The sequence below is a fragment of the Microcoleus sp. MON1_C5 genome (genome assembly GCF_036701875.1).
Classification (GTDB): domain Bacteria; phylum Cyanobacteriota; class Cyanobacteriia; order Cyanobacteriales; family Microcoleaceae; genus Microcoleus.
Genome location: NZ_JAUBRN010000006.1, coordinates 98,593 through 122,077 on the forward strand (window position 1 = coordinate 98,593; position 23,485 = coordinate 122,077).

Annotated in this window: 19 protein-coding genes; 4 read left to right on the plus strand and 15 right to left on the minus strand. The window is 44.4% G+C overall.

The window, feature by feature from the left end; genetic code table 11:
• Positions 1 to 784 precede the first annotated feature (784 nt).
• Positions 785 to 1,168: a hypothetical protein gene (locus QUA71_RS04760; protein WP_190735248.1), complete on the plus strand. Its 384-nt coding sequence runs from the start codon at positions 785 to 787 to the stop codon at positions 1,166 to 1,168.
• A 219-nt stretch (positions 1,169 to 1,387) separates the two neighbouring features.
• On the opposite strand, the gene QUA71_RS04765 is transcribed toward QUA71_RS04760, so the two are convergent.
• The 3 genes from QUA71_RS04765 to QUA71_RS04775 form a co-directional block, all read right to left on the minus strand.
• On the minus strand, positions 1,388 to 1,732 hold the full coding sequence (locus QUA71_RS04765) for an NAD(P)H-quinone oxidoreductase subunit M (protein WP_333282783.1): 345 nt from the start codon (positions 1,730 to 1,732) through the stop codon (positions 1,388 to 1,390).
• 75 nt (positions 1,733 to 1,807) lie between these two features.
• Positions 1,808 to 2,329, minus strand: coding sequence for a hypothetical protein (locus QUA71_RS04770; RefSeq protein ID WP_333282786.1), 522 nt, complete (start codon positions 2,327 to 2,329; stop codon positions 1,808 to 1,810).
• Between the two features lie 310 nt (positions 2,330 to 2,639).
• Positions 2,640 to 4,235: a TerD family protein gene (locus QUA71_RS04775; RefSeq protein ID WP_333282789.1), complete on the minus strand. Its 1,596-nt coding sequence runs from the start codon at positions 4,233 to 4,235 to the stop codon at positions 2,640 to 2,642.
• A gap of 25 nt (positions 4,236 to 4,260) precedes the next feature.
• Between QUA71_RS04775 and QUA71_RS04780 the strand changes: the two genes are divergently transcribed.
• Positions 4,261 to 5,061, plus strand: a complete 801-nt coding sequence (locus QUA71_RS04780; RefSeq protein WP_333282792.1) for an ion transporter — start codon at positions 4,261 to 4,263, stop codon at positions 5,059 to 5,061.
• Between the two features lie 93 nt (positions 5,062 to 5,154).
• Here QUA71_RS04780 and QUA71_RS04785 read toward each other — a convergent pair whose 3' ends face one another.
• The 9 genes from QUA71_RS04785 to QUA71_RS04825 form a co-directional block, all read right to left on the minus strand.
• Positions 5,155 to 5,364, minus strand: a complete 210-nt coding sequence (locus QUA71_RS04785; RefSeq protein WP_333282795.1) for a hypothetical protein — start codon at positions 5,362 to 5,364, stop codon at positions 5,155 to 5,157.
• Positions 5,339 to 6,715 carry an ATP-binding protein gene (locus QUA71_RS04790; protein ID WP_333216123.1) on the minus strand — a complete coding sequence of 459 codons (1,377 nt, stop codon included), beginning with the start codon at positions 6,713 to 6,715 and terminating at the stop codon, positions 5,339 to 5,341. The genes QUA71_RS04785 and QUA71_RS04790 overlap by 26 nt, the downstream gene beginning before the upstream one ends.
• 108 nt (positions 6,716 to 6,823) lie before the next feature.
• Positions 6,824 to 8,179, minus strand: coding sequence for an ATP-binding protein (locus QUA71_RS04795; RefSeq protein WP_445243749.1), 1,356 nt, complete (start codon positions 8,177 to 8,179; stop codon positions 6,824 to 6,826).
• A 715-nt stretch (positions 8,180 to 8,894) separates the two neighbouring features.
• On the minus strand, positions 8,895 to 9,461 hold the full coding sequence (locus QUA71_RS04800; protein ID WP_333282801.1) for a hypothetical protein: 567 nt from the start codon (positions 9,459 to 9,461) through the stop codon (positions 8,895 to 8,897).
• 263 nt (positions 9,462 to 9,724) lie between these two features.
• Positions 9,725 to 11,290, minus strand: coding sequence for a hypothetical protein (locus QUA71_RS04805; protein ID WP_333282804.1), 1,566 nt, complete (start codon positions 11,288 to 11,290; stop codon positions 9,725 to 9,727).
• Between the two features lie 482 nt (positions 11,291 to 11,772).
• Positions 11,773 to 12,759, minus strand: coding sequence for a hypothetical protein (locus QUA71_RS04810; RefSeq protein ID WP_333282807.1), 987 nt, complete (start codon positions 12,757 to 12,759; stop codon positions 11,773 to 11,775).
• A 20-nt stretch (positions 12,760 to 12,779) separates the two neighbouring features.
• Positions 12,780 to 14,156, minus strand: coding sequence for an oligosaccharide flippase family protein (locus QUA71_RS04815; RefSeq protein ID WP_333282810.1), 1,377 nt, complete (start codon positions 14,154 to 14,156; stop codon positions 12,780 to 12,782).
• A gap of 185 nt (positions 14,157 to 14,341) precedes the next feature.
• Positions 14,342 to 15,130 (minus strand): TIGR03943 family putative permease subunit, encoded by a 789-nt coding sequence (locus tag QUA71_RS04820; RefSeq protein WP_333282813.1) that lies wholly within the window; start codon positions 15,128 to 15,130, stop codon positions 14,342 to 14,344.
• A 186-nt stretch (positions 15,131 to 15,316) separates the two neighbouring features.
• On the minus strand, positions 15,317 to 16,396 hold the full coding sequence (locus tag QUA71_RS04825; protein WP_190660960.1) for a permease: 1,080 nt from the start codon (positions 16,394 to 16,396) through the stop codon (positions 15,317 to 15,319).
• Positions 16,397 to 17,512: 1,116 nt separating this feature from the next.
• Between QUA71_RS04825 and QUA71_RS04830 the strand changes: the two genes are divergently transcribed.
• A complete protein-coding gene (locus QUA71_RS04830; protein ID WP_333282816.1) occupies positions 17,513 to 18,952 on the plus strand; it encodes an ATP-binding protein in 1,440 nt (479 codons plus the stop codon).
• A 108-nt stretch (positions 18,953 to 19,060) separates the two neighbouring features.
• Here QUA71_RS04830 and dnaN read toward each other — a convergent pair whose 3' ends face one another.
• The 3 genes from dnaN to dnaA form a co-directional block, all read right to left on the minus strand.
• Complete coding sequence (gene dnaN, locus QUA71_RS04835) at positions 19,061 to 20,200, minus strand: DNA polymerase III subunit beta (protein WP_190660964.1); 1,140 nt, start codon at positions 20,198 to 20,200, stop codon at positions 19,061 to 19,063.
• Between the two features lie 238 nt (positions 20,201 to 20,438).
• The gene (locus QUA71_RS04840) at positions 20,439 to 20,612 is read right to left on the minus strand and encodes a hypothetical protein (protein WP_333282820.1); all 174 of its coding nucleotides are present in this window, start codon (positions 20,610 to 20,612) and stop codon (positions 20,439 to 20,441) included.
• A 157-nt stretch (positions 20,613 to 20,769) separates the two neighbouring features.
• The gene (gene dnaA / locus QUA71_RS04845) at positions 20,770 to 22,137 is read right to left on the minus strand and encodes a chromosomal replication initiator protein DnaA (protein ID WP_333282823.1); all 1,368 of its coding nucleotides are present in this window, start codon (positions 22,135 to 22,137) and stop codon (positions 20,770 to 20,772) included.
• 211 nt (positions 22,138 to 22,348) lie between these two features.
• On the opposite strand from dnaA, the gene QUA71_RS04850 reads away from it, so the two are divergent.
• A complete protein-coding gene (locus QUA71_RS04850; RefSeq protein ID WP_333282826.1) occupies positions 22,349 to 23,449 on the plus strand; it encodes an RNA-guided endonuclease TnpB family protein in 1,101 nt (366 codons plus the stop codon).
• Positions 23,450 to 23,485 lie beyond the last annotated feature (36 nt).

Below are 23,485 nucleotides of genomic sequence, written 5' to 3' on the forward strand. Positions count from 1 at the left end.
ATCTGAACTATTTTAGCGATTGAACCTCGACGGGTTGATACGTGGCGATTATTTGACACCCCCGCTTTCTCAACAGACGGAGATTCTTAAGACTTCGCAGTCCTAATATCCTGATTTTTCAGGTTCCCGGGCTCACCACGTTTCCACTGTTGTGTGCGTAGTGATATCTCCTGACAATGTTTTAGGCGTGACTTTCCCCCTGTCGAGGGGTAGGTTTTAATGTCTTGTACTGACACAAATAGTCTACCATTTTGTTAACCCGCCGATGAATTTTGCTAGGAGCTTTCAGAGTTAGACGATCGCGCGAGGCCCAAGTCCTCGGCTTGAAATCACGCTGTTTTCAGCATATTCCTGATAGTGGCCATTTCCGAAGAAATCGCAGCACTCAAGGGAATTGAAATTTTAGACTAACTATAATGGTATGATGCAGCTACGTAGAAATCACCTGAGCCGACAGGTATAAATAAATATCAATTCTCGGTTTTCTCGCCAAGGGTGTTCGTTACCTCGTTCCCGAGTTTAGCAAGTAAAGTTAAATTTAACCTGACCCAAAGACGGATAAAAGCCCCCAGATTCATCTGTGGAATCCATCTCAAGTATAAAATCTACAATCTCACATCTCACATCTACTGACCGATGCCAGCCCGCGACAGTAGTCGTGGAGAGCAAAAAAATTTAGATATTAGTTCAAGCCCCCAGATTCATCTGTGGAATCAATCTAAAATCTAAAATCTAAAATCTAAAATCGACTGACCGGCCTCTGCAAGCTGTTGAGTATTTAACCATGCCCCCACATGAACCCAGCGCCTTTCCCAAGAATTTGCCCGATCCGAAGCTACTGCCTGCAGTTGAAATAGACGAAATACTCACTAGCATTCAACATTCTCACAGTTATTATTACAAAGTGATGAATCTTGAGGTTTGGGCGCTGGTGGAAACCTTGGATGGGATGTTTCCCGGCGCTTGGGGTCAGTTTATGACCAACCGCCAAGTTGCAGTTAAACAGTTTTTGGAACGCGATCGCCATCCTACTAATTGTCGAGTTGATGCAGGGGGTGCGAGGGAGAAGGAAGAAGGAGGAAGGCCCTTCGACTCCGCTGAGGGTAAAAAGAAGGAAGAAGCCAGGAGTCAGGAGTCAGGAGTCAGAAAGCAGCAGGAAGAAGAATAAAAGCAGATTTTCCCAATTCTCCGCCTCTGAGTCTTTGCTTTCTATCGAAGTCTAGAGCCCCCTTAATCGCCCTTAAGGCAGATGAGTTCTTGCACCCCCGACTCCCCTTAATTAGGGGAGTCGGGGGCAAGCTAAGAGGGGATGGAAACTCAGCTACAAGCGAGATTTATTATGGGTTTCACTCTTAAGTTGACACAAATGCCGATCGCCCGATCGTGCTTACAGGTGAATTTTCGCATCAACTTGAGGTAATCCCATGCTGTAGTTGACAGCGCGACCGTTGAGGTTGTAGCTGATTTGGCCTTTTTGGAGGAGCGATCGTACCAAGTGTTCCAAGTCCGAACCGATACGGCGGAGGTTGTACTCGGTCAAATCTTGGCCCTCGTATGCGTCTACGAGTTGGTCGAATTTGGCCTGTACCTGTTTGACTGACTCGTCATTCCAGTTAAGTTCGTTATCTGGGTCAATGTCGAGGGTCAAAAGGTCATTGCTGGGTACGAGTTCGTTATCTTCGAGGATGGCGGTGTATATGCGAATATGGCGGGTTGTTGACTTGAGCTGCATGAGTTCTTATGTGTAAAGATTTTTTGCTGAATTAATTGTAATGGCTGGGAGATACGCGGGGAGGGCGGGCGATCGTCAATTTCTCGGAATCCCCAAATATTTTAGTTGTTCGGCAGTCCAATTTTTGTAATATTCAGTTTTCTCTAAAGAATCGGAAGCTGGCTTCAGCTTAGAATTTACTTGAACAGTGAAGCCTGGATAGGGCATCCTCCTAGTATGAAGCCCGTCAATATTAAAATCTTCTTCGGGATGGATGTGAAAAGCCAGCAAGCCCAACTCTGAAATCTGATTATTCAATTTGTCTATCAATTCTTTAGTTTCTGGCGCAGTAATTGCTGTTTTTTCTGGATTAATTACTACCATTATTTCAAATTCCGAATTGTAAAATTCATAAATCGATTTCATTATGGCAGAATCGCGATCGAACTCAGTCCGCGCTGAAAACCGCTCGATTTTGAATAAAATTTGATTTGCCAAGCGTGCTTTTTTAGCGAAGGGACAAATCGGTAAATCGCTGAAAACTGGATGCGGTAACTCGACAAACTCCGTCATCCATCTGAGGGTCGATTCTATAATTTCCGTGTCAGATTCATTCATCTCAAATCTATAATATTGGACATTTAACCCTAATTATACTCAAACTCACAGCGCTTAAATTTAGTACCCACTAGGCCAGAAACCGGGTTTTTTCGAGATATTGCGTTTGGGCGCGCCGATGCGGGCAAAAACCCGGTTTCTCCGAGTCGCAGCCCTTAAATCCAGTACGCGCTGGGCCAGAAACCGGGTTTTTTGCGACAATATTTGGTTTCCTTGCGCGATCGATAAAAAACCCGGTTTCTCCGAGTCACAGCGCTTAAATCCAGAAATATAAGGACTGAAGTCCTTAGTACAAAAATCGCACTTCCATTTATTCGTGAGTTGTGCCGTCTGGCATAATTGCACCTGCGAGTTTAGCACTTGTCATATTTGCTCCAACCCAGTTGGCATCTTTCAGGTTAGCTTTCTCTAGGTTTGCATAACTCAAATTTGCTCCGCACAGGTTTGCTGAAGTTAAGTTTACTCCACTCAAGTTAGCATTTTGAAAGCTAACTCCAGACAGGTTTAAGCCTGCCAAGTTTTGACCGCTCAGATTAGCTTGAGCAAGACTAGATCCGATCAAGCTTACCGCTTTCAAATTTACGTTTTTCAGGTTTGCTCCATCAAGGTTTACTGCAACTAAACTTACCCCATTCAGCTTAACCCCCCTTAGATCAGCATAAGATAGGCTAACTTTAGTTACTTTGGCTTGACTTAAATCTGCTCCTATCAAATTAGCGTTATTTAAATTTGCCTGAGTTAGGTTGGCACTGCTTAAATTGGCTGTAGTCAAGTTCGCACTATGCAATTGTGTCTCGCTCAACTTTGCTTGACTTAAATTCGCTTGAATGAGTCTTGCATAATTCAAATTTGCCTTAGTTAAGTTTGCACCACTAAAATTAGCTTGAATTAAATCGGCTTGTTGCAGGTTTGTGGATTTCAAGTTTGCCCCTTGCAGGTTAGCTCCAATCAAGTTTGCCTTCACTAGGTTGGCATTACTCAGGTTGGCATTGCTCAGGTTTGCTTGACTGAAACTAATGGGATATTCCAGAGTTTTGCCGCTCAAATCGACTCCTGCTAAGTTAATCCCTGTAAAATCCCGTTCTCCCTGGTTATACCGCCGTAAAAATTCCTCAGCAGTGATAGCAAATTCCTGATTTTTTGAAACATAATCATCAACATCCTTAACAGAATCATCAACATCCTTATCAGCTTCCAAGTTATCCGCATTCACAGGATTAGCAACAGACTCTCCCGCTGCTTTTTCCCGCAATAGCTTGTCCACCCGCTCGCTAAACCGCCTCACAACCTCAGCATCATCAACCTTCTCACCAGCATTCGAGCTTTTCTCAACCGCATTTTCAACATAATACTTGTCTACAAAACTTTGCAACCCAGCATTATATCCCTGTCCTACAGCCTGAAACCTCCATTCGCCATTCTTCTTATACAGCCGTCCAAATTCTAAAGCCGTTTCTTGCGAAAATATTTGGTTTAAATTGTACCGAACCAATTCGCTAAGATTCTCTGAATTGTAAAGCCGGATAAAAGCCTTTTCAACTTGACTAAAACTTTGATTTTTTTCCTGTCCGTCGTGAATAGTCACCACAAACACAATTTCCTGAATCGCCGAATTGATTTTGCTCAAATCCAGATAAACCGTCTCATCATCTCCCTCAACTTGTCCATTCCTGCTGTCTCCTGAATGTCGCACCGCAGCGTCCGGCGATGTCAGATTGTTGTAAAATACAAAATACTTTTCATCGGGAATGCGACCGTCCGCAGCTAACATAAAAACAGATGCGTCAATGTCGCAGTTTTGTGCTTTATGGCTGACTTGCCACCCCAGGGCGATCGCAATTTTACTGAAATCAGGAGTTTCTTTAGAAAGATTGAATCTTTCACCCTTAGTTAATTCGATGCTCATGTGCGATAATTTCCTTACCTGAGAAATGGTATTAATTATCTTATCTATGTTAACCCGATCGCAAATTGGATTTTATCTCGAAGACATCGAAACCCCTATTGGCAGAACCGTCAATTTAACTCTTACCGGACTCATTCTTTTATCTTCCGCCAGCTTCATCGCCGAAACTTACCCGCTTTCGGGGCCTGTTAGAATTAATTTCCAAACTCTCGATACTGTTCTTTTAATCGTTTTTGTAGTTGAGTATTTATTGCGGCTGTGGTGTGCAGAAAATCGAGTTAAATTTATTTTTAGTTTTTTTTCAATTATTGATTTGCTAGCAATATTACCATTTTTGCTGGGATTTGTCAACGTTAGTTTTATCCGAATTTTTCGCTGGTTTAGAATTCTCCGACTCATCCGCTTTCTGGAATTAAAAATTTCTATTTTCCGCATCAGCAGCGAAGATGGGGTTATTTTTGCTCGGATTTTGTTTACTTTGCTGGCAATAATTTTTGTTTATTCTGGTTTGATTTATCAAGTCGAACATCCGGCCAATCCCGAAAGTTTTGGAACTTTTTTGGATGCTGTTTATTTCTCGGTTGTCACGATGACGACGGTGGGATTTGGCGATGTTACTCCGATTTCGGAATCCGGCCGTTTTCTGACTATTTTGATGATTTTGACAGGAATTGCTCTGATTCCTTGGCAATTGGGGGATTTGATTAAACAATTAGTTAAAAGTGCTAATCACGGAGAAGCTGTTTGTACAGGTTGCGGTTGGTCTGTACACGATGCTAATGCTAGATTTTGTAAAATGTGCGGCAGTCAATTAGATAATGGTTGACTGTTGACTGTTGACTGTTGACTGTTACAGCAGTTTTCAGTTGAGCGCAGTACAGATAACAGGTAGGGAGACGGAATTGCCGTGTCCTATACTTCATAAATCAGGAATACACTGTAACTTCTTCCCTCTTCCTTCTTCCCTCTTCCTGACATCCGTTACATCCGTTACATCCGTTACAGAATCCGTTGCCGAACTTCCTTCTTCCTGAGATCCGTTACATCCGTTACATCCGTTACATCCGTTACAGAATCCGTTGCCGAACTTCCTTCTTCCTTCTTTAAGCCAAGGGTAACAAAATTTCAAATTCAGTGCCGCTGCCTAATTCCGATCGCATTCTGAATGCACCGCCGTGTTTGCCCGTCACGATTTGATAGCTAACTGCTAAACTGGTTTCTTTGAGGGCGCGTTTTTCAGTAGAGAATGATTCTATGATTTTTTTGTACTTGCTAGGTGACATTCCTGGCCCGTTATCTGCTATGCAAATCGAAACCCACCGAACATGAAGTTTATCTAAATCCGGCGCAGGTTCGGGACAGCAGACTTGAGTTGTGATTTCAATTTTAGGCTGGCGAGTGGCGTCTCTGAGTCCTCCACCTTTGAACTCTTTCGCCAATTCTTGACCGACTGCTTCATTAATTAATGTATGAATAGCATTGGTCAAGATATTCATAAATACTTGGTTTAGTTGACCTGCATAGCAGGGCACTGGCGGCAGGTAGCCGTAGTTTTTCACTACTTTAATTTCCCTGGTCAAACGACTTTTGAGCAGCAAAAGTATGCTGTCTAGGTTGGCGTGCAAGTCGGTCGGTTTGGGATAAATATCGTCGATGTGGCAGAAGTTTTGCAAACTGGTTGCCAACTTGCTCAAACGTTCGGCTCCCGATTTGATGCTGGCAACAGTTCGGAGGAAATCGTTTTGCAAAAAGTCATAGTCGATCTCTTCCTTGAGCTGTGCTATTTCCGGCGGGGGGTCGGTACAGTATGCGTCGTAAACTGAGAGCAATTCCATCAAGTTTTTGCTGTAGTCGCTTACGTAGGTTAAATTCCCCCAGATAAAGCCCACCGGATCTAAAATTTCGTGGGCTACTCCGTTGACTAAACGCCCTAAACTCGCCATTTTTTCGCTTTGAATCATTTGAGTTTGGGCTCTTTCGTAGCGGACTTGAGTTTCTATGCCGCGAATTTGCCAGTAGGCGATGTTTAGCGCGTGAGGGTCTAAGAGCCGGTAAGATTGAGAGTCTATTTGGACGACGATCGGTTCTGACTGCAATTCGGGCGATCGACGCAGAGCTTGTGGAGCTGCTGCCAAAATGGTTGTACTCTCTGGAACCAATAATATTTCGAGGCGAGCGTAACTGTAGAGAACTTTTAGCGGCAGGTGCAAAAATAGCTCGGGGCCTTGGGGTTTGAGCAAATATTCCAGCAGTTGCCTGCGAGATATCATGCCAGCAAACTCTCCTGCTTCCATCAATACGACTCCCGGCACTAGAGGATGCTGTTCAAACATTTCGGCAACTGCCACAGCCAAGCAGCTCGATTTAACCTGAAAGTCATACAGGGGCAAATCCCAGAGCGTAGACTCTAGGGAAAGGTCTTGATGGCTGCCTTCGGAGACTGAAGGGCCAATGAGTTTGGAACTGAATTTATTTGCCACTGGAACTTTTAGTTGCCGAAACGCTGGGAAAGTGAATGGAGAACGTACTACTAAGCTAGCCTATCATTTCACCACAGGAGCGAACAACCGAGAATATTTTTGAGTTAATCATGTTTTGGGAACTATGGGCAGGAGAATTTCAAATTCAGTGTTCTTGCCTGGTTGCGATCGCAAATTGAGTTGGCCGCCGTGCTTTTCTGTGACGATTTGATTGCAGATAGCTAGCCCCATACCGCTGCCTTTGCCTGCTGGTTTAGTGGTAAAAAAGGTGTCAAATATCTGCTGGTGATTTTCTGGAGGAATGCCGGGCCCGTTATCGGCAATGCAAATGGCCACCCGCTTGCCGTGTTCGGTTTCTATCACTTTAGTGGTAATTTCGATTTGGGGCTGCCAGTTGTCCGGGCACGGGGTGTGTATTTCTCGATCGGCTGCGTACTCTGTCAGGGCGTCTAGAGCATTAACTAACAAATTCAAAAACACCTGACTCAACTGACCGGAGTAGCCGCTAACTAGCGGCAGTTCGCCGTAATTTTTAACCACTTCAATGCTGTTTTTAAAGCGGTTTTTCAGAATTAACAGCGTCATCTCCACGCATTCGTGAATGTCTGTCTCCACTGGCTTTGTCTCGTCCATGTGAGAGAAGTGGTGCAGCCCGTTAACTATTTTCAGCAATTGCGAGGCTCCCAACTCCATCCCTTCTAAGGTGATAGGCAAATCTTCTTGTAAAAAATCAAATTCAATTTCTTTTTTAAGAGCCTCAATTCGGGGACACGGTGCCGAATATTCTTCTTCATAAACCGACATGAGCTGAAGCAAGTGTTCAAAATAGGACAGCAGAAAAGTTAAATTTCCCCAAATACAGTTCAGCGGATTTCTGATTTCGTGGGCTACTTCTGCTACAATTCTCCCCAAACTAGCCATTTTTTCTGTTTGGATGAGTTTGGCTTGGGTTTGTTTTTGGAGTAACTTATTTGTTAATTGGTGAATTCTTGATTGAGCGACCATTAATTGGTGTACGTCTAACAGCTTGTAGGTCTGAGGGGCTATTTCCACGACTACGGGTTCGTAAATTAATTCTCCTGACCTGTAAAGCGATTCCTGGGCAGCTTCTACTATTAATTTACTGCCGGGAAGTACCAGCGGAGCTGGCTTGGAAAACTTGTATAATACCTCTATTGGTCGCTTGAAAAACATTTCTAATCCGTAGCGGCGGTTAATTTTTTCAAAAAAGAGACGCCTGGATATTATGCCGACAAAATTACCCCCCTCTGTCAAAATGACGCCGGGAAGCATGGAATTTTCTTCAAAAGCCTGGGCTACTTCTTTTGCCTGTTGAGTTAATTCAATTTGGCAGTGGTAGAGGGGCAGGTCTAGGAGAGTTGATTCTAAGGAGATGTTCCAAGTACAAATTTCAGGTATATGCAACACTGATAACTCCGAGCTAGTCTCACGCACAGCAAACATAGATGAAACCCCTGTTAAAATTGTATTCATTAACAACTTAAGTTGCTATTAATTGGTAACGGGTAATTGGTAGCGGGTAGTTGCTAATTTGTGAAATTTCAACAGCACCCGATGGGAAAACCCGATCGCAGTAGCATTGTCTGCTAAAGATTTTGTTTCTAAGTCAATATTAAACGATCGAAGCTTTTGTGGAACTTACGGAGCACGCGCTTTAAACTTTTTACCATGATATACCTGTGATCGCCTGTTTTCCGAAAATTTTTAATATTTATAACTAATTATTGTGATAAATTATACCATTTTTCTAGTGAGAGAAGGGAATTGGAGAACCGCGAGCGCGTTATCAGTGAATATACGGGCATCCTTCGAGGGTTGGAGGGCCCGGATTAGCCATCGTCCAAGGGGCTTGAGGCTCCAACGGTACCGTCAAGACTGGGGTCCAGGTAACAATCTGCCGATTCTACAGCACAAAGAAGTTCGGCAACGGATTCGCTTTCTTCGGATGTAACCGAATGTAACGGATGGGAGGCTTTAGTTATCGTCGCGAGAGAAGGAAGAAGCAATGTTCCGCAAGGGTTTGTGCAATTAAGAACCTTCTCACCGTATTGGCGGTTGCTATACCAATCAAAAGAAATCCAACTTTAGGCAACTTCCAACCTCGATCGTAGTCAGTTTTTTGCAATCTGCCATCTCCCATCTGCCATCTCAAATCGTCTTAGGGTTCCACCTCCGGCCAGAGGCGTTCTAGCTGATACCGCCAAGCCGCGAGAGTATTTTCGCGAGACTCTCGCCCTAGTTCCATTTCACCCATCAATCCTTCTGCGTAGAAACGGTCTAAAGTCTGAAGGGTAGTTTCCACAGACTGTCCCTGCATCTTCGCACCTTTGATGATTTGACGGATGCGGCTTTCTATTAAACCGCCGAAAAAGTCGGACAAACCTCGCTCTTGCAAAGCCAGCACTCTGGAGACGGCGGCCGAGAAATCTGCGGCCGCGAGTGTGGCACAACTGTGCTGAAATACTCCCCACACAACGTTTTGATGTAAGGCGTAGCGAGTTTCGAGGGTGGTGTCGAAGTTAGCTTCTAGGAGTTTATCAAAAAATGGTTGAGCTTCCTGGGCATCGGCGATCGGCAGCAAAATCCGCAGCCAAGTCCCATCTTCTGAAAGGAGGACTAACAGGCGAAAATTGGGGGTTTCTACTTGCCAAGAAGTGGCAGCAGGCATCTCAACACTGTCACCAAATAAGTCTTTAAGGGTATTGCTAATTTCTTCGGGAGTCATGCGAATTTTAGATTTTAGGTTTGAGGTTTTAGATGTGAAATTGCAGGCTGGTGAGTTTGTTTCAAAAGTTTGTAATATTTACCAGTATGGCTTAGTATCAACTCAATTTCAAATCTCAAATCTCAAATCTCAAATCAATTTAGTAAAAGTAGGGTGTACACCGCGCACATTTCAACGCTTGGTGTTTATGGGCGCACCTTACCCTATTGATATTTACCAATATCGGTCAATCTAAAATCTAAAATCTAAAATCTAAAATCGATTTAGGGAAGCCAGCGGGGGTGATAGCCGGCAAGGGGAAGTTCTTCTGGCTGTAATTTTGCGGGAGAACCGTCTGCGGGTATGTCTCCTAAGGGTAGCAGCCAGAGGCGGCTGGTGGCGATCGACTGTCCGCTATCGTTGCGGGGACTGTCTGCTGCTGAGGGAGTTGCTGCTGTGACTGATTGGTCGAAAATTAATGCCAGCCCGTCGGGAGATAAACTGATTTGGGTATCTAATTGGTTGGGCAAAATCAGCAGCGGTTTGATGGTTCCTACCAAACGAGTACCCTCTTTTTTGAGGTCGATGGTGGCGAGGAAAGGCTGTTCTTTGTAGCTTTCTGTTTTGAGGCGTTGGGCTAACAAACAGTAGAGACGCTGAACTTGGTTGTCTTGGTTTTTGCGGGGGTCGAAATAAACGGCCATAATGCTGCCGGGAATACGCAATATTTCTTGTTCTACACCTTGGTTATCTAAGATGAAAAGCGATCGAGTAAAGTCGCTGTTGTATTTAACATAGGCGGCGGCCGAGTTGTCGCGGGCCATCCCCAATACTTGTTCGTATTTTGGCAAAAATTCTACTGGGTCTGCTTCCGGTTTGAGGGGGACGATCGCTAATCCTTGTTTTTGAGATATTACCATCGATTTGCTGTCGGGGCGAATCATAAAATCTCCGCCTTGTTCGTTTTCCAATGGTCTGGGCGCCTGTTTTTCTTCCAAAATCCAAGGACTGAAATCGCCGGGATTGCTGCGGTTGACGCGCTGGACAACTATGATTTTTCCGTCGGCTGAGAGGTCGAATTTGAGGTTTTGGTAATCTTTGGAGTCTAAGATTTTGTCGATTCTACCGGCTGGGTATTTTTGTTGAGTTCCTGAGCCCGATTGGGGGTTGAGGCCGGTGGTGACTGTGAATAGTTCTTGATTTAGAGTGCCGCGAGTACGGGCGATCGATCGATCTGTGGCGGAGAATAAAATGCGATCGCTGTCGGGATACGGTTTAAAATCAGTAACGACTAAATCTTTGGGAGTCAGCGCTATCGGTTTCGATTCGCTGCTGGTGAGATTGACTAGCATTAATCTGCTTTCTGTTTCGCCTTGGACACCGATGTAAGCAAAAGCTCGATCGCGGCTGCGAAAGGAACTGCTAAACGGTTGCATTGGCGTTCCTTTATTTTGGTTGTTGTCTCCGAAATACTTGTCGGTTGCTCCGGCGAGTTTGACTGTGTAGGTAACGCCGTAGGGTGCTGGATCTTTGAGAGTGTAAGCCATGCGCCTTCCCGCCCAACTAAATTTACCGGGGAGGGGGGGTTCTAGCTTTAAGTTTTCCTCGACGGTGGAGTGGTTCATCGGCCGAAAGAATGTGAGGATAAAGCCAGTATCTTCGGCGCCGATTTGTTTGTTTTCCCAGGTAAATTCTCGCACTCTGGGTGCTGTGCGATCGCCGCTCAGCAGCAGCAGTCCGATTAAGACGCTCAGCACTAGCATGAGGAAGATGGCCGTGCGGTCGATCGGCTGTTTGAATGGCAGATTAGCGAAGGGTGAAGGATTAATTTTTTTCTTAAAAATACTCACAAATCTTTCTCTCCTACTTTCTGCTGAAAATTAACTGCCAAATTTTCCCTCTTAAATTTTACTGCCTTGGGCGTACTCCCGACCCTCTAAAACGGTTTTTTTTACCAGCGAAAACGAATGCAGCGAAGTATCTTGGTAAAAAACTCGGTTTCTAAAAGTGTTGGTGTCTCCAAGACTGAATTAAACTCACAAGCTTAAATACGCCGAGTATGCGGCACTTCTAACAGTATCAACCGAGTGGAGATGTGAAATTATAGATTTTACCTTTTATGATGCCTCAGAGCTAAAAATTGCTCGATCGAGAGAGGCTTTGAGGAAAGTAGAGCACCCTACCATTGTGCCAGTTGTGTCCAACACTGTTTGAGATTTTAGATTTTTAATTTAATCTCAAACCTCAAATCGCTAATTCTTTAATAGGTTGAGGGGTAACCCTGGCGATCTACCCATCCTACTAAGAATCATGACCCCTACTTAGATCCCTTTCACGAACCCTTGAGGATTGGTGTGTGGGAATTATTATTAACCGCTGATAGTGTATACGGAGATTCCGGTTCTGGATGTAGCTTAGAATATTTGCTATCGTAATGCCTGACCTCAAAATAGTTTAAGTTTGACGGGTGAGGCTTATACAGCGAGAAACATTCCAAAAGACAAAAAGTTGCTGCACTCTCTAAAGGCCCGACATTCACTACTTGATTTTTGAAGAGGCGACCTGATTTCATCCACTCTTTCATCTGCTTTCTTGACAAACAGTAAAATGCTGAATGAGGATTGCTAAACTCAGCAAATTTTACACCTTCTATCTCTACACTAGATAGCTGATTCCATGATAGCTCCGTATCAATTGTCAAATCAATGTATCTCTTGGTTCCTTGATACATTTCAAAACGGTTTGGGTAAAGAATAGCATTTTCATACCCGCTTTGTCGGTTAAAACTTTCTAATTTTTCTAGAATGAAAGCATCGTACAAAACAATGTCATCTTCTATGAATAAAAACCAGTCAAACTTTTCTACTCTTTCGACAAATTCTTCCTGAAGTCTAAACTCTACAAACATGGGGTCGCATTCAGGGCCTTCTTGTATCTGAATGCACTTAATTTGATATTCAGGTAAGTAGGCTGTAATGTGCCTGTTCGGTAGAGTTTGGATAGTAATTGTCAGGTCGCAATGAGCAAAACTCGTCAACAGTCCATCTATTGTTTGCCTGAGTCTCTCTATTTTTTCTGCGCCTTTTTCTGGATTGTTAGATTCTTCAACTGATGTAATGTGTGCGACAGCGGCAAAGACTTTGGGGCGTTCTTTTTGGGGGGCTTCTATTTCTTTGAATAAATTTATGATGCGATTTCTTTGATAAAAAAACATCAGTTTAGTATACCTCGTGGCTACTCGCGATATTTCTTGTAAGAGAGCCATTTGTAAAAAGATAAAGTGCATTACTTTTCTTCTTGTATTGTGTTCGCCTGACATATAGACAATCTCCTTTTTGTTTACTGAAACAGTTGATTGATTGGAACTAAATCCATCGGTGATATTTTATCGATCGCCAGACCCAAACCAAAAGCGACTCTACACCAAAGTAGAGTTGCCAGCACCCCTACAAACAGCCCTGTTAATTGAATATCCTGCCAAAAACAACTTAGTCCTTCTTTCCACAAACCGTAGTTAGTTACTGCATAGGTAGGAAGGTCGCCGATAGCTACAGCAATCACGGCACCTAAATTACCTTTTAAGTGGTATCCCAGCGGTATACTTATACATAGATTCACAAAAGTCAGCAGATTGCCCATAGCTGGGTACTGAGACTTTCCTACGGCTAGCAGACAAGAACCCATTATATTGTGCAGGGTGGTGTGCCAGATACCTAACGCCAAGATTGGCATCATCCAAGATGCAGCCTCATACTCTTTCCGATACAGTATTAAAATTAACTGATCTCCAAAGCTCACAAAAATTGCTAAACCTACGGCTAATGGTATTAGAATTAGCTTGCGGTTCTTGAGTATCTTGGCGCGCAACTCCTCCCGCGGCAACTCGGCCAGCATAGAAATTGAGGGAAAAATCACCCGACCACTAATTGCGATGATGACTTGGCGCGGCATATCCCCCAGGGTAAAAGCGATTCCGTAAATGCCCAACATTGTTAAAGTAAATATTTTCCCGAGGATGAGTCTATCGGCTTGAGAACACAAGAAAAACAAAGCCGTAGACACAAAGATCCATTTGCCATAAGAAAATATTTCTTTAGCTGCTTCTTTATCCCAAGCAAAGCGGTTTGACTTGCCGGGAATCAAAAAATGGCTCCATACTACCTCCATTAAAGCTCCAGTCAAGCCGCCTGCAACGATCGCCCCGATGCTGCGATCGAACCAGGCCCAGACAATCATCACTGTTGTAGAAACAATCTGTATGCCCAACTCAAAAATTACTACTTTCTTCACTGCCATTTTGCGTTCTAGGCTGGAAGTGGCAGTGGATTTAAAGCCTCCTATTAGGGAATTTATACCTATTATTGGAATCAACCACAGAAGACGGGGCTCTTTATAAAAACTAGCAACGGGCTGGGCAATTACAATCAAACAAATGAAAATGAACAAGCTGCGAATAACTTGCAGTGTCCAAGCGGTGTTGAGAAATTGAGGATCTTCCCCGCGCTTATTCTGGATTATGCTTGGGCCCAGACCTATGTCTGAGAATAAGTTAATCCCTGTGATGAAAACGTAGGCTAGACCTACCAGACCAAATAATTCGGGCAAAAGCAGACGCGTCAGGATTAAGTTACTGCCAAATCGGATAATTTGACTGCTTCCATAGCTGGCGATCGTCCAGGCAGCACCTTTGATAGCTAATTTTTTTTCTGATGACATATACTCAGAATTTATTTCCTAATTACGAGTCTAGTTGCTGAATTTGCGCTTGGCAACTGTTACAGGATGCTGCTGCCACTTTTATAGCTAATTTTACTGTATCTTAATTTGCATAGCGAGGACGGGCCCGGAATGCCCATCCCAAAATCAGAAAGGTAAAATTTAATCTCCAGCTTGCTCCCGATTTAATAATCATAAGGGTTTTTTGGTTCGGGAATTGGTTGGAGGGATGATGCTTGAATGATTAATTTGCGCTTGCCTTGCAGTTCTTCTACGATCGTTTCTCCTTCTATTTCTAGCCAACTGTCTGGGGCAAAGGCGGTGCGGCTTTGACCGATGAGTAATTTTACTGGCAACCCGATCGGATAGGCGTCTGCCGCGCAGCAGGTAATGATAAAACGCCCGATCCACATATATTGTTCTGCTAGGTTAGGGGGATGAATTACAAATCCTTGAACTTTGACTTTTTGACCTCTGTATGTATCCGGTTCGGGGTTGAAATTTAACAGCCGCACCCATTCGACGAGCGATCGCTGTTCGGGTTTTGTAGTATTGCGAAATTCTTGGGGTTGCAGTCTGGTGATTGGCAGAGATTCGGTGAGGCCTCGTTCTAATGCTGTCTGGCTGGTAAAAGTGCGTGGCGTTGTTAGTAAACCTATTAATGCGACGCTCAACATTAAGGTGCTGCCGATGCTGGGGGGAAACAAAGTAACGTGTTCAACTTCTGTAATTCTGAGAGAGTTATTTGCTGATGATGTCCGCGATTGCTTTGTGGTGCGATCGAGTTTTAAGAGTTCCCAAGTTTTTAAACCCCCAATAACCATTAAGCCGATTCCTCCAGCTAGAGTCAAGCCAAAGTAATGGGGGTGAATGAGAATGCTTAATTTGCCGGTGATCCAATATTTAAGAAGCAGTATTCCCCACGCTAAGATAGCTAGGGCGTCCAGCCAGGGGCTAATTTTTTTAAGATTCATTTTTTAAGAGTCATTGAGAATTGGAAACTAGAACGTTGCAGGAAGAGAAAAGGAAGAAGAAGAGGAAATAAGGAACAAGGAAGAGGGGAAAAATAGCTATCTGTATATCGATTTCCGTGTCGTGGCTCAAAATAATTAAAAATCGCAAATCGAAAAGGGTATTAGTTGTCTGTCCCAGCTAATTTATTAACCTAAATGCAAGTTTACAGCGAGGGTCATTAAAAAGGTTAACTGAGCTGCCAAGACAATGATGTAAACTACGGCTCTACTTTTAAAAATTGACAGCATTAAACCGATGCCTTTGAGGTCAATCATCGGGCCGAAAACGAGAAATGCTAACAGCGAACCGCTGGTAAATGTGGCAGCAAAAGACAGGGCAAAAAAGGCATCTACTGTAGAACAAATCGATACGACTGCCCCTAAGAGCAGCATGGCTAGAATCGAGGAAACGGGGCCTTGGCCGAGGTTGAGAATTAGTTCGCGGGGGGCGCCAACTTGAATGATGGCTGCGATCGCACTTCCGATTACCAACACTCCTCCCAATTCGCGCAACTCCTGTACCATAGTATCTAAAAGCAGGCGCAGACGCTCTTTAGAAACGCGGTGGAACATGGAGGAACGTTTCGAGGTTTTTTCTGTTTGGTCTGTTTGTAATGGCTTCCAGTCGTCTTGTAGCAAGGATTCGATCGGCACCGCTCCACCCGGCTGACCCAGCATAAAAGTTCCCGACTGCAACAGCAGCGGAGTGTTGGCTTGGACGAGTTTTTTTTCGGAAAACTCTGGTTTTGGCAGGGGGATAGCGCGGGCTACAGAGGGTTGCAGCAGAGGCCGCAAGTCTTTTTGGGCGCTGAACACCCAGCCGATAATTGTGGCTGTGATTAGGGAAAATACCACCCGCAAAACTACAATTTCTGGCTGATCGCGAAATGCCGTCCAAGTCGCCCAAATTACCACGGGGTTGATGGTGGGGGCCGCGAGCAAAAAGCCGATCGCGGCTGGTGCGGGCACTCCCTGCATCAGTAGCCGACGGGCTACGGGCACGTTACCGCACTCGCACACGGGAAACAAAAAGCCGATCGAACTGCCCATCAAAGCCCCCAGTAGCGGGTTTCGCGGGATGCGGGATACGAGTTTGCGTTCGTCTACAAACCCCAGCAGCAAACCTGAGAATAAAACTCCCAGCAGCAGAAAAGGTATTGCTTCTACTAACAAGCTGAGAAAAAGGGTAAAAGCATTGTTTAACTGGTTCGTGAGGGCGGGTTGCATCGATCACCTACTGGTAGATTGCTATTTAGTTATACGTCTTTGGTAGAACTCCTTGTAGATCATACCAAAGCATAGCACTAAGTTAACAGCCAGTTAATTTTTTTTAGCCTTTTTTTTGCTGGATTTTGTAGACCTTCTAATTTAATCAATGCTGATGCCTTGAATGATTTGGACTGGTTAAACTTGTTTGAATTTGACTGAACTTTTCTTCATATCCGCCTCGTACAGCCAATCAATGATAGACTCTGCAAACTGTCGCAGATTTGATGGATCTTTCGGTTAACAATAATTGATTGTAGAACAACTGCCAAGGCAGATTTTGCAGATTGCGGGCGAGGGTAACTTTTGGGAACATCTCAATGAAAGCAGCCAAGCCCAAAATTGGAGTTAGGAGCCAGGAGCCAGGAGCCAGGAGGAAAGAGTCAGAAGGAAGGAGGAAGAAGAAGTGTTTTTACAAATATGAGATGCTCCCTAACTGTTTTATATAACGATTGCTATAAAATTGGTTTGTAGCGATGACTTTAGTTTTCACTACAAACCTATAGGGGGCGCACTGGCAGGTGTGTCGCTGGCTGAACGTTACGGGGGGTTGCGAGTACCGGATCGGGGAGATGGGATGAAATCGCCTCAAATGCCCTAGCTTGCAAGGCGTCCCGCCATCGCGATTGCAAGCTAAAACTCCGGGACGCGATCGCCCCAATTTCTGCTTTTAACTTGTCTCCTGACGGGGTGCATCGGGTGGGCGATCGGGCAATTCCGATTTTCCTCTCTTGTCCATTAATGATATTTTTCAGCTTAATAATTTTATTAACACAAGGTTAAAAAAATAACTCAAGGTTAATGAATAATTAAATAGTCGAACCAAGCGTTAATACCCCTCAAGTCAGTCTAAAATAAAGTCAGGCATAGCCAGGGCGCATTTATCTCGGTGATACTTAATATTGCCTCATACTTTAAGTGGTAAAATCCCATTTACTACAGTCAGTTTTTTGTGTAATTAAAAAAGCAGTTTGTCAGGATGATCCCGGTCAAAGCACTCAGCAACTTACCTGCTGACCTTTGGTAGCTGAATGTCTGCTAGCCAATATAACCCCAAAAAAGCGTACTGATGAATTTATGTTGAATACCTCCTGCGTAGAAAGACCAGTTCCACCCATCTCCGAGGCTGACCTAGGAGCACTTTGTTTAGACTCTACTCTCCAAGAATTGTCGCTTTACGATTTTCATGTAGAGGCTACGGATTGGGGAATGCGAATTTCTCAGATGTTAGAAGCTAATCCGCTGTTACCGGGAGTCATTGTGACCCATCAAGGTGAATTTGCTGGTATGATTTCCCGGCGGAGATTTTTAGAATTTATCAGCCGTCCTTTTGGGCGAGAATTATTTTTAAAGCGACCTGTGAGGGCTTTGTACCGCTTTGCCGAAACTGAGAGTTTAATTTTTCCCAGCAATACTTTAATCGTGGATGCAGCCAGGAAGTCGCTGTTGCGATCGAAAGAACTGCTTTACGAACCGATTGTAGTTCAAGTGTCGCCTCAAACTTATACTTTGCTAGATGTACACGAACTGTTAGTAGCCCAATCCAACATTCACGAACTAGCGACAAAATTGCTGAGGCAGCAAACTCAATCTCAACTAATTCAAACCGAAAAACTAGCCAGTTTGGGGCAGATGGTAGCTGGAGTCGCCCACGAAATTAGAAATCCCGTCACCTGCATCAGCGGAAATCTAGGCTTTTTGTCAAACTACTCGAAAGACATCATGGACTTGCTGTCTGCTTACGAACACATTGTGGGTGAAAACGAAAAAATTAACCAACTCAAAAAACACATAGAATTTGATTTTTTGCAAGAAGATTGGGTGGAAATTATCAAAAGTATGAAAGTTTCATCACAGAGGCTGACCGAACTCGTTACCAGCCTCCACACCTTTTCTCACATGGACGAAACCCACTTGAAACAAGCTAACATCCATGAATGTATTGACAGTACGCTGCTAATTATGAAAAACCGTCTCAAGTACCAAATAGAAGTAGTTAAAAGCTATGGTGATTTGCCTTTAGTCAAGTGTTACTCGGGTCAGTTGAGCCAGGTATTTATGAATATCATCAGCAATGCGATCGACGCTTTGGAAGAGGTAAAAGAAGAAAAAGATTTTGTGCCTGCGATTACTATTGAAACCGAGGTAATAGACAGTTCTGACGGAGACTGCGTGAATTCGGAATTAATTCAAAATTATGTTATGGGCGATCGACAAAATTCAAAACAGCTATCCTGCGCCACCCAAAACCCCGGTTTCAGCCCAGAAGCAGGGGAAAAAAATCAAAATAACGCTTGGATTGCCATCAGAATTGCCGATAACGGGCCGGGAATTCCGCCAGAAATTCAGCGGCGGATTTTTGAGACGTTTTTTACTACTAAACCCGCAGGCAAAGGTACCGGTTTGGGGTTGGCAATTACCCATCAAATTGTTACGGAAAAACATAAAGGCAAGTTAAATTTGCATTCAACTCCCGGTACGGGTACGGAATTTGAAATTTTGTTGCCATTGATTTGAAGGTCTGGGGGACTGGTCGATATCGATTTACCGTTCAAGCGGGGGCGGGTTTATTAGACGAGCAATTTTAGGGGGAGATTGTTTGTAAAACCCGCCCCTATTAATCGGTTACGCTCGAAGCTGAACTGGCATTACCAAGAATGTAGCATTGACTCCACCCAAAGGCTGGAAAATTACGGGGGCTAAAGCACCGTTTAATTGCAGTTGAATTTCTGGGGATTGAGCCGTTTTTAAGATATCAATCAGATATTTCACGTTGAAAGCAATATCTATGCTGTCTCCAGAAATTTGTGCGGGCATTGACTCTTTACCGCAGCCGACATCTTTAGCATCTACAGACAAAGTAATTTCCTGATTCTCCTCGTCGATACTGCATTTGAGAATATTATTTTTTTGGTCTGCAAAAACGGCAATTCTTTCTACTGCTGCTAAGAACGATCGCCTTTCTAAAGTAATTTGTCGCTCAAAGGAGGGCGGAATCAACTGCCGATATGCGGGATACTGCCCTTCCAAGGTGCGGGTTGTCAGCCGCTGGTCTGCCCATTCAAACACTACTTGACCGTGTTCAAAATGCAGGGTGACAGGTTCAGTCCACTGGCGCATCACCAGCATTCTTTCTACTTCCCGCAATGCTTTAGCGGGGACTGTCACCTCAAATTCTTCTTGGGTTTCTTCGCCTTCAGCTTTTTCATTTGCAGTTTGAACTACTGCCAATCTGTGGCCGTCTGTAGCTGCAAACTCCAAGCAATCTTGCAATACCTTTAAATGCACGCCTGCAAGTACCTGTTTTGCCTCGTCGGGGCTAGTAGCAAATAAAGTTCCTTTGAGTCCTTCTATCAAGGCTTCCGGCGGCAATTTTAGGATTGTTCCGGCTTCGATTGCGGGCAATTCTGGGAATTCTTCCGGGCCCATGCCTCTAACTTGGTAGCTGCCAGAACTGCAAGTGAGATATGCTACGGTGTCCCCCGCTTCGTCTTCTAAAGTAATCTCTCCATCCGGGAGTCTCGAAACAATATCGTTAAGCAATTTAGCGGGTATTGTAAAACTGCCGCCGCCACTCACTTCTGCTGCGAAGCTGGTACGGATGCCCAAACTCAGATCGAAAGCTGTCAAGCTAACCCGCTGATTTTCCTCATCGGCTACTAAGAGCACGTTGGCTAGTACCGGATGTGTCGGGCGGGAGGGAACGGCCCGACTTACCAACGAGAGGTTGGCGTTGAGGTCACTTTGGGTGCAAACCAATTTCATGGTAGGAAGGTTAATTAACCGGATTTGAAACAGAAACAAATCGTATCACAGAAAGCCAGCGGGTCGGTTTTTCTGTGTGTAGGGCTTAAGCATGGGGCGCTTATTCCCGGTTTCTAGGCAAAATTGTGTCTGTAAAAAGGAGAAATCTTCGTAGAAACCGGGTTTCTGATGTCAGCGCGCGTGGCGAACTATCTGTGTAGGGTACGCAGGGATCGCCTGTTTTTTTTAATTTATTGAACTATTTTTGTATCGATCGCCCTGTGGAAACTGTGGAAAAAACAGCTAACTGCTGGCTGGGCATCACCTCTAGGTAATAAATACCTGTGGAAAACTTGTGGAAAAGCTGTTGCGGTCGATCGCCCGCCCATTTTTGTACACAAACTGTTTCGGGCGATCGAGTAAAGTTTTCCACAAACCGAGGGCAACTTTTCCACAGGTTTTTCCACAGGCAAGCTGCTACGCATAGAGATTGTCTGTTATCGGAGAGTTACCCCTTCGATGATGCGGATCTTGAAATCGCTGCATAGAGTCATTGGTGTGACAACTGGCCACTGACTAATGACTTCTTCTCAAGTTTTGCGACTGACAACATTAATTCGATCGCTCAACTGACGCAAAGTTTGAGCCAAATTCGGGTCAGTGTTCCGCAACTGAGCAATTTTGTCGCAACTGTAAAGCACAGTCGTGTGATCTTTGCCGCCAAACACTTCGCCAACTTTTGGCAAACTCAAACCAGTATGCTGCCTAATTAAATACATCCCTACTTGACGGGCAAGACTAATTTCTCGCCTGCGAGAAATGCCTTTCAAATCTTCAACAGAAACATCAAACTCCTCAGCCACAACTGCAATTACTGCATCTGGCGTCGCCTCTAAGCTTTCAGTTTGCTGGTTCAAAACCGGGGCGATATTCTCCACGGTCATCGGCAAACCGGTAATTGAAAGATATGCTACCGCCCGAATCAAAGCACCTTCCAATTCCCGAACGTTGGAAGTGTAACTAGAAGCAATGTATTCAATGACATCTCGCGGCAGCCGCATATTTTCATACTCGGCTTTTTTCTGCAAAATTGCCATCCTAGTTTCCAAGTCTGGCAATTGAATGTCGGCAATTAATCCCATGGAAAATCGGGAACACAAACGCTCTTGCAGGCGTGGGATTTGCTGCGGCGGGCGATCGGAAGCTAAAACTACTTGATTCCCGGCTTCGTGCAAAGTATTAAAAGTGTGGAAAAATTCTTCTTGAGTGTATTCTTTGCCTTCAATAAATTGGATATCATCTATTAACAAAACATCGGCTGCTCGATAATGATCGCGGAAAGTTTGCATACTATCTTTCCTAATTGCGGCGATTAAATCGTTAGTAAATTTCTCAGTAGAAACGTAAAAAATCTTGGCGTTGGGATCAATTTCCAAGCGATAATGACCGATCGCCTGCATCAAATGAGTTTTGCCCAAACCGACGCCACCGCACAAAAATAGGGGATTGAATTCTCGGCCCGGAGACTCGGCTACGGCGAGGGAGGCTGCGTGGGCCATGCGGTTGTTGGAACCGACGACAAAGCGGGAAAATACGTATTTCGGGTTTAAATTGGCGGGTTTGGGGGGGTGAAGCGAGTGGCTTTCCATATCGGCGATGGGGGAGGGCCAAATCATGGCGGAATCGCTGCTGCCGCCTGTTTCGTTTCCTCCGGCAATGGTCAAGTAAATGTCCACGGGATAGCCGAGAATTTCGTAGACTGCATCGGCAATGGTTTTGACGTAATATTTTTGCAACCAATTGCGAGCAAAGGGGTTGGGGGCGCTGACAATCAAACAGTTATTTTCGAGCTGTTCCGCCCTGGCAGTTTTGATCCACGTCTCAAAGCTAGGTCTGCTCAGTTGTACCTGGAGACGTTCAAGTATCTGATTCCACAGACTTTCGAGGGGAATGTCCACTGCTCACCTCTGCCGATCGGCATTCAAGATATTAATTCTACTCTAGAGAGTTTAGTCCTCAGATGCTAAAGTTTAAGGGAGTCTGCCGATCGCCAAAATTTTTGCGGCTCTGCAGCCCAAACCAGGTATCGGGGAGTTAGACTAAATCGCCAAATAGTTGGCTAAACTTGTCTATAATTCACCAAACAATAAACTCTAAGTAAGCTTAACTATGTTTGCCGTCAAACGAGCGCTAAAATTGAATAACAACGAAGCGACCTTGATGGCAAAACACGCAGGATTTCGGCGGGTCGTCTTCAATTTCGGGTTAAGCTTGCGGACTCAAATGTATAGTGAGGGCAAGCTTTCGGACTCGAAGGTGATCAACGAAGTTAAAAAAGTTCTCACCAACCACGTCAAGAAGCAACCTGAATTCGCTTGGATGAACCAGTTGTCTAGCCGAGTCTACCAAAACGCTTTAATTGACTTGAAAGATGCGTTTAGTCGATATCGTGCCGGGAAAGCAGGTCATCCAAAATTCGCTAGCCGTCGCAATGGTCAATCTTTTACAGTAGATTCATCCCATGGGAAAGTTCTGCTAAGTGCTGGCAAAACCATTAAGATTCCTACATTGGGAACGTTTCGGCTTGATGAGCCACTAGAATGTGGTTACGTGTCTCAAACTTTCACTATCTCAAAAGAAGGAAGTCGCTGGTTTATTTCATTCTGTGTTGATGCAGAACGTTTACCAGTTCAACAGCCCAAAAGCTCTGTAGGAATCGATGTAGGTATTAAATATGCGGCAACCCTGTCAAACCAGCAAGTTTTTGAGGCACCAAAACCGCTGCAGCAAGCGAAAACCAAACTTGCTACTTTACAGCGAAAAGCGTCCCAGCAGGTAAAAGGCTCCAATAACCAGCGCAAAACCTACAATAAAATTAGCCGGCTTCACGCCCAAATAGCTTGTATTCGTAAAGATTTCCTGCACAAGTTAACAACTTACTTAGCCAAAACATTCAAGTTAATCAAGATTGAAAATTTGAATGTTTTAGGGATGATGGCAAATCACAAGCTGGCGGGCGCAATATCCGACCTTGGGTTTTATGAGTTTAAACGTCAACTCAATTACAAATGTCTTATGTATGGAGCAACTTTAGTCTTGGTAGACCAGTGGTTTCCCAGTTCTAAAACTTGCTCTAATTGTGGCAGCAAAAAAGATATGCCGCTAAGCGTTCGGATTTATGATTGTCCGGTTTGTGGAATATCTATCGACCGAGATTTAAATGCGAGCCTGAACATTTTAAAATGGGAACCCTCGGCTGGAGGGGGATAGCCTACTGATCTTGGGATAGCCGACTACCCAATAGCG